At 62.2% G+C, this 7,255-nt stretch carries 7 protein-coding genes and 1 pseudogene; 3 read left to right on the top strand and 5 right to left on the bottom strand.

The window, feature by feature from the left end:
* Together J4650_RS22520 and J4650_RS22515 are read left to right on the top strand one after the other, a co-directional pair.
* Window positions 1-480: TCP-1/cpn60 chaperonin family protein (locus tag J4650_RS22520; RefSeq protein WP_065675099.1), on the top strand; the 480-nt coding region annotated here is incomplete at its 5' end.
* A 274-nt stretch (window positions 481-754) separates the two neighbouring features.
* On the top strand, window positions 755-2,239 hold the full coding sequence (locus tag J4650_RS22515) for an IS91 family transposase (RefSeq protein WP_022742855.1): 1,485 nt from the start codon (window positions 755-757) through the stop codon (window positions 2,237-2,239).
* Between the two features lie 91 nt (window positions 2,240-2,330).
* Here J4650_RS22515 and J4650_RS22510 read toward each other — a convergent pair whose 3' ends face one another.
* Window positions 2,331-3,053, bottom strand: a complete 723-nt coding sequence (locus tag J4650_RS22510) for a LysR family transcriptional regulator (RefSeq protein ID WP_223151157.1) — start codon at window positions 3,051-3,053, stop codon at window positions 2,331-2,333.
* An 89-nt stretch (window positions 3,054-3,142) separates the two neighbouring features.
* Window positions 3,143-4,318, bottom strand: coding sequence for a tetracycline efflux MFS transporter Tet(G) (gene tet(G) / locus J4650_RS22505; RefSeq protein ID WP_001257840.1), 1,176 nt, complete (start codon window positions 4,316-4,318; stop codon window positions 3,143-3,145).
* Between the two features lie 103 nt (window positions 4,319-4,421).
* On the opposite strand from tet(G), the gene tetR(G) reads away from it, so the two are divergent.
* The gene (gene tetR(G) / locus J4650_RS22500) at window positions 4,422-5,048 is read left to right on the top strand and encodes a tetracycline resistance transcriptional repressor TetR(G) (protein WP_000163574.1); all 627 of its coding nucleotides are present in this window, start codon (window positions 4,422-4,424) and stop codon (window positions 5,046-5,048) included.
* On the opposite strand, the pseudogene J4650_RS22495 reads toward tetR(G), so the two are convergent.
* The 3 genes and pseudogenes from J4650_RS22495 to J4650_RS22485 all read right to left on the bottom strand — a co-directional run.
* A pseudogene (locus tag J4650_RS22495) lies at window positions 5,045-5,161 on the bottom strand (DUF3363 domain-containing protein); the annotation flags it as partial. The gene tetR(G) and the pseudogene J4650_RS22495 sit on opposite strands and share 4 nt — an antisense overlap.
* Window positions 5,162-5,254: 93 nt before the next feature.
* On the bottom strand, window positions 5,255-6,469 hold the full coding sequence (gene floR, locus J4650_RS22490) for a chloramphenicol/florfenicol efflux MFS transporter FloR (protein WP_001747811.1): 1,215 nt from the start codon (window positions 6,467-6,469) through the stop codon (window positions 5,255-5,257).
* A gap of 216 nt (window positions 6,470-6,685) precedes the next feature.
* A partial coding sequence (locus tag J4650_RS22485; RefSeq protein WP_130046563.1) for a DUF3363 domain-containing protein occupies window positions 6,686-7,255 on the bottom strand: 570 nt, incomplete at its 5' end.

Below are 7,255 nucleotides of genomic sequence, written 5' to 3'. Positions count from 1 at the left end.
AGCGAAGTCGAGGCATTTCTGTCCTGGCTGGCGAACGAGCGCAAGGTTTCGGTCTCCACGCATCGTCAGGCATTGGCGGCCTTGCTGTTCTTCTACGGCAAGGTGCTGTGCACGGATCTGCCCTGGCAGGGCATCAACGAAGACCAGAACCTGGGCATCGCCATCACCCGCCGTGCGCTGGAAGCCCCGCTGCGCGCCATCGTGGCCAACGCCGGTGAAGAACCGAGCGTGATCGTGGCCAACGTCAAGGCCGGCGAAGGCAGCTACGGCTACAACGCCGCCACCGGCGAGTTCGGCGACATGATCGCCATGGGCATCCTGGACCCGACCAAGGTGACCCGCTCGGCCCTGCAGCACGCCGCTTCCGTCGCCGGCCTTGCGATCACGACCGAAGTGGTCGTGGCCGAAGTGCCGAAGAAGGAAGAGCCGGCCATGCCGGGTGCTGGCGGTATGGGCGGCATGGGCGGCATGGATTTCTGATCCGGTTGGCCCGGTCGTCAGGGAACCGGACCGCGCCAGCGCGGTCCGATCCCGGCAACGACCCGACATCAAGGCCCCAAGGACGGGGCCGGAGCCCGGCAGCGATGCCGGGCTTTTTGTTGTGCCCGCGCCGCGGCAATGTCTGACGCGAAGATCAGAACGCACCGATACGAACGTGCGAACACAGGCGCAACACTGAGCAGCCGTCCCCGCACCGGAGCGCTGCGTGCCGCGCCTCGCCACATCCCGGCGGCAAGCCGCGGGATGCGCGCCACTGCCGTCCGCCCACACCGGTTCGCGGTACGCGCGCCACGCGCCCGAGCGCACGCTGCTGTACGCGTTGGTAGAGGCGCACTACCCGGACTTCATTGCACGGATCGAAGCGGAGGGCCGCTCGCTGCCCGGGTATGTCCGCGAGGCGTTCGATGCCTACCTGCGTTGCGGCGTACTCGAGCACGGCTTCCTGCGGGTGGTGTGCGAGCACTGCCGTGCAGAGAGGCTGGTGGCCTTCTCCTGCAAGAAGCGCGGGTTCTGCCCGAGTTGCGGCGCGCGACGCATGGCCGAGAGTGCGCGGCACCTGGTCGAGGAGGTGTTCGGCCCGCGGCCTGTGCGGCAATGGGTGCTGAGCTTTCCGTACCCCTTGCGTTTCCTGTTCGCCAGCAAGCCAGAAGCCATTGGCCCGGTGCTGGGCATCGTGCAGCGCGTGATCGCCGGCTGGTTGGCCGATCAAGCCGGCATCGACCGCGCCAGCGCCCAGTGCGGCGCGGTGACGCTGATCCAGCGTTTCGGCAGCGCGCTGAACCTGAACATCCACTTCCACATGCTGTGGCTCGACGGCGTGTACGTGGAAGCCACCGAGCTGCCGCGGCGCGAACTGCGCCTGCACCGCGCCCGTGCGCCCACCACCGCGCAGTTGACCCAGCTGGCAGCTACCATCGCGCACCGGGTGTGTCGGCACCTGACGCGCAAAGGCTGGCTCGAAGGGGAGGGCGAATCGGCCTTCCTGGCAGACAGCGCTGCAGGCGACGACAGCATGGATGGGCTGCGGATGAGTTCGATCACCTACCGCATCGCCACCGGCCGCGACGCTGGCTGCAAGGTCGTCACGCTGCAAACGCTGCCCGGTGACGCCGGTTCGCTGGAGGGCGAAGCCGGCAAGGTCGGCGGCTTCTCACTGCATGCCGGCGTGGCGGCCGAAGCACACGAAAGCCACAAGCTGGAAAAGCTGTGCCGCTACATCACGCGCCCGGCGATCAGCGAGAAGCGGCTGTCGATAGCGCTCCAGGGCAGGGTGCGTTACCAGCTCAAGACCCCGTGGCGCAATGGCACCACGCATGTGGAATGGGATCCGGTGGATTTCATCGCCAAGCTGGCGGCGCTGGTCCCGCCACCTCGCGCGCATCTCACCCGCTTCCACGGCGTATTCGCCCCGAATGCAAACCTGCGTGCGCAGCTGACGCCCTCGGGGCGCGGCAAGCGGCCTGCGGGCGATGCGGCGCCAGTGGACGTCAGCGCCCACGACGCGCCGCGCAGCCCCGAGGAGAAGCGCCGTGCGATGAGCTGGGCGCAACGGCTCAAGCGGGTCTTTTCCATCGACGTCACCGCCTGCGTCCACTGCGGTGGCACCGTGCGGATCGTCGCCAGCATCGAGGAACCCACCGCCATCCGCGCCATCCTCGCCCACTTCGAGAAGCACGGCGCGCGGGAAGAAGCGCACTACAGGCCCGCAGCGCGCGCGCCGCCAGTGCAAGCCGCGTGACGATCTGCCGGCTGCACAGCCGACGGCGAAACCGGAATCCGAGCCGATGCGGCCACGATCCGCAGGGCGGCGCTCGGCCCGCTGTCGGGAATCAGCGAAGCATGGCTGCTGACAACGCCGCTGCGTGGCCCCGCGATGCCGAAATCCCACTCACAGACGTCCGATCCGTGCCCAAAACGGGGCTTGCGCGACCGCCGCCTACCCAGCAGACTGCCCGAAAAGGGCGTTTGAACTTCCTATACGCAAGGAACGTCTCGCCTGCCAAATCGGGCCATGTGACGGCTGACCGCTTGGCGAGCGGATGCCGTTCCGGTAGCACCGCCAAGAGCGGTTCGGTCCATGTGCGACGGGAATGGCAGTCGGGTGGTTGGGGCGTGCCCGCGACGAACGCCACGTCCAACCTGCCGGCGCGAAGCTGCACCACCGCTTCACGGGCCGGGCCTTCGGCGATCTCGACTTCAACATCGGGGTAATCCTTGCGGTATTGGCCGATCAGCTTTGCGAGGAAGCTATGCGGAATCAGGGCATGGATACCGATACGAAGCCGGCCGCTTTCTCCGGCTGCCGCCATGCCGGCGGTTTTCACCGCATGGTCGAGTTGGTCAATACCTACGGCTATCCGCTCGACGAAATGGCGTCCGGCCTCGGTCAGCCGAACGCCGCGCGCATGACGCTCGAACAAGAGGATGCCGAGGTCTTCTTCCAGTGCCTTCACGCGGGCGCTGACGCTGGACTGTGCAACGCCGAGCGCGTTGGCGGCGTGACGGAAGTTGAGATATTCGGCGACAGCGAGAGTGTGAACTAAGGTCATCATTGGCACTCGCCCCGAAAGGAGATGATTGCTCAACAGATTTAATCCGTCATTTCTCCTAAGTCTACGCATGCCAAATCGCCATGACTAAATCACAATGAAGTTGCGAATGGTCTGCGTAGTATTGGCAGACATATTAAATAGAGGATCGCGCCGACAATCCAAACCCAACCGTTCCATGCCCCGGCGGTGGCAGAATAGAGTGCTGTGAAGCCAAGCGGTCCTGCGATAGAGCTTAGATTGGTGAGGCTCGTTAGCGTTCCTTGCAAAGCCCCTTGCTTGTTACTGCTGACATTGTTTGAGAGCATTGCCTGCAAGGCCGGCATGCCAACACCCCCGGCGGCAAGCAGCAACAGAATCGGGAACACCATCCATCCCTGCGTGGCAAAAGCCAGAAGAACGAAGCCAGTCGCATCCGCAGCCATGCCAAACAGCAGCGTGCGCCGCTCTCCAAGCCGGCTTGAAAGCGGGCCGGTAACAAACGCTTGGAAGATCGCATGTGTTGCCCCAAACGCCGCGAGCGACAAACCAACGGTCGCGGTGTTCCACTGAAAACGGTCCTCGCCATATATGACCCATAGGGCTGCAGGCACTTGGCCGATCAGTTGAATAATGAAGAAAACTGCGAAAAGCGCACCTAGCCCGCGCAATGCATCATCCAGCCGTAACAGAACGAATGGTTTGATGCGAACCGGCTTTCCGGTCCCGCCATGGCTGTGATGAGTCTCCTTGAGGAAAATGCAGGCAAGCAGGAACGCGAACCCGTTGAGAAGGGCGGCGGCGATAAACGGGGCATGAGCAGAGATACCACCGAGCATGCCACCAAGTGCTGGCCCGGCAATCATGCCCGCCCCATAACAGGCCCCCATGTAGCCGAACCAGCGTGCGCGAGAACCTTCCCCCGTCGAATCGGCAATGGTTGAGGCTGCTACAGCTCCGGTTGCGCCCGTGACGCCGGACACGAGTCGGCCGATATAGAGCACCCATAAGACCGGCGCTGATGCCATAATCGTGTAATCGACTGCGGCTCCTGCAAGAGAAGCCAGAAGTACCGGACGCCGACCGTAAGAATCCGAAAGCTGTCCAAGCATGGGCGCGAAGACGACCTGCATCAATGCATAGAGCGACAGCAAGGCACCATAGTGTCCAGCGACCTGCTCTGCTGGCACAAGCTCACGCAGAAGCGTCGGAAGGACGGGCATGATGAGGCCGAGACCCATGGCGTCAAGACCCACGATCAGCAGGGCAATGATGGCAGAGCTGCGCACCTGAAACTCCAGCGCCGCTCAATGGAGCGACTTTATCAACGATAAGGAGATGGACATATAACTTATCGGTGATAAATTGTCAAGCACTGGCGAAGGAACGTGAATGACCAAACTGGACAAGGGCACCGTGATCGCGGCGGCGCTAGAGCTGTTGAACGAGGTTGGCATGGACAGCCTGACGACGCGGAAGCTCGCTGAACGCCTCAAGGTTCAGCAGCCTGCGCTTTACTGGCATTTCCAGAACAAGCGAGCGCTGCTTGATGCGCTCGCCGAGGCGATGCTGGCGGAACGCCATACCCGCTCGCTACCCGAAGAGAATGAGGACTGGCGGGTGTTCCTGAAAGAGAATGCCCTGAGCTTCAGAACGGCGTTGCTCTCTTATCGGGACGGCGCGCGTATCCATGCCGGCACTCGACCGACAGAACCGAATTTTGGCACCGCCGAGACGCAAATACGCTTTCTCTGCGCGGAGGGCTTTTGTCCGAAGCGCGCCGTTTGGGCGCTCCGGGCGGTCAGTCACTATGTGGTCGGTTCCGTTCTCGAGCAGCAGGCATCTGATGCCGATGAGAGAGTTCCGGACAGGCCAGATGTGTCCGAGCAAGCACCGTCGTCCTTCCTGCACGATCTGTTTCACGAGTTGGAAACAGACGGCATGGATGCTGCGTTCAACTTCGGACTCGACAGCCTCATCGCTGGTTTCGAGCGGCTGCGTTCATCTACAACAGATTAGAGGCTTATGCCCCTTTGCCGCCCCAACTGCCACGACACCGATCCGCTTTGCACGATGCCCATGACCTCACGGCCGAGCTGGCGGTCGATGACCGGCCGCCACGGGACAAGGGAAATGAGCGGTATCTTGCCAGACAGGATACCGCCATTCACGAGGTTTCGAAGATTATTGCGCCGCATCGGAGCGGGCTTGCTTCCAGTCGTCGGCTAGACGACTGGCGACTTCTCGGTGGCAGCATCACGGGATCGAAGGAGCGCCAGCCCCAACGACACCAGCACTGCCATTGCCGTGGCGTAACAAATCACGGGCCACGCTGTATCGCCGTTTAACAGCGTCACCGCCAATGTCCCGACGATACTGACTATCAGGCTTTGGATGCAGAAGTAGAACGCGACCGCTGATCCCGCGATGTCGTCGAACTCTGCCAAAGCGCCGTTCGCGGTAACGGACACCGTGAAGACAATACCGACCGCGACAACCCACATCGGTAGGATGAAGGTGAGGAATGACGGCGAGCCGTAAAGTTCGCCGATCCCCAACAGGACCGCTCCGCAAACAAGCAACGCCATCCCACGCGCCACGCATCCTGCGATGCCCCATCTGGCGACAAAGGACTTCGCGAAACGGGTTGTCACGATCATTACAAGCGCGACAGTGGCGAAGGCAAAGCTGAATCCGATCTCGGAATATTCCGCTTGGCCTATGAGCACACGGGGAGCCGTCGAGAAGAAGACGAAGAAGGTGCCCATACCGGCGCTAAAGCCGACAGTGTAAACCCAAAAAGCCGGACTCGCGAAGATCGGCAAGACAGATCGGCGCGTCTTGACTTGATCCAGAGGGCGGGTTTCGTGCCACCTGAAACCCGCATTTAGGAGTGCGAGCATCGCCAGTATAGCCAAAGTAATGAATATCGCCTGCCATCCCAAGAACTCGCCGATCAATGCTCCGGCGATAGGGCCGAGCGCAGGCACGAACGCCAGCATCGAACTGAAAAGGCCGTAGATGACGACACCCTCAGGACGGTTGGCATAAACGTCGCGAACCGTCGCGAACGTCGCCACCAGCATGGCCGACGCGCCCACTGCTTGAAGTAGACGGAAAGCGACAAAGGCCGGTGCAGTTGAAGACCAAGCTGCTCCCAGAGACGCAATGACGAAAGCCGTTGCGCCCGCAAGTAGAATTGGCCGTCGCCCGATTCTGTCTGAGAGCGGACCAAAAATCACCTGGCCCACGCCGAGCATCACCATATAGAGGCTCAACGTGAGTTGGATCATAGCGGGCGTCGTGTTCAGGATGCCGGGCATCGCTGGAACGACAGGGAGATAAATATCCATCGCCAGTGAAGCGAGGATGTCGAAAGGAGCCATCAGCAGCAGTGCTGCCGGCAGCGTATAGGCCCACGCGGGGCGTGTGGTGGTCATGACGAATCAACCCTCGATTAAGGAATACCGGGCGACGTCTGCTCGTCAGCAATCAGATGAGACTAGCCTTACAGAGCGCCGCAACAACAATACTGGTTGTTGCGGCTTACTTGTCTGCTGACTTGGAATTTCCCATCTGATTACTCCACGCTTACGAATATGAATTGCTACATTTTATCCGATTATCTTTTGCTTCGCAATGCGGCATGGGCGCACTCAGCGTTCCAGCCCCCTCTGCCGCCCTAACTGCCACGACACCGACCCGCCCTGCACGATGCCCATAACCTCGCGGCCGAGTTGGCGGTCGATGATCGGCCGCCACGGGACAAGGGTGAACTCATGGGATTTCTCGACCACGGCGAACTTGCCGCTCGATAGATGCACGGTTCCGGTAAACTTGCCGCTGACGCTCTCACCATCCTTGGCGGCGCGGAACGGCAGCGCCTTGCCCTCGGCCATCTCCGCACCGGCGCGCGCAACTTCCCGCTCGCGCAGGGTGGCGAGAAGATTGCGCCGGTAGAAGATTCGGCCGTCCCTGTTGCGCGTGGCGTCGCGCTGTTCGATATGATGCTCGCGGCGCTGGTCCATGGCTTCGCGGACCTGTTGCCCGAAGCCGGTCGGCGCAAGGTCGGCCGTTTCGCCATGGACCAATCGCCGGTCCATCCCCGGATCGAGGATGAGCCGGTCGGCAGCGACCCCGCTCCGTCGCAAGGCGGAAACCCGCGCCTCGAAGAACCGCACAATCTCGTCGAGCGCGTCTTCGGGTCGAAGGTGACCGGTGCGGGT

The sequence above is a fragment of the Salmonella sp. 32120201201600049SM genome, assembly GCF_017572835.1.
Classification (GTDB): domain Bacteria; phylum Pseudomonadota; class Gammaproteobacteria; order Enterobacterales; family Enterobacteriaceae; genus Salmonella; species Salmonella enterica.
Note: the sequence above shows the minus strand (reverse complement) of the source record. Positions and strands in the feature narration are given on the sequence as shown.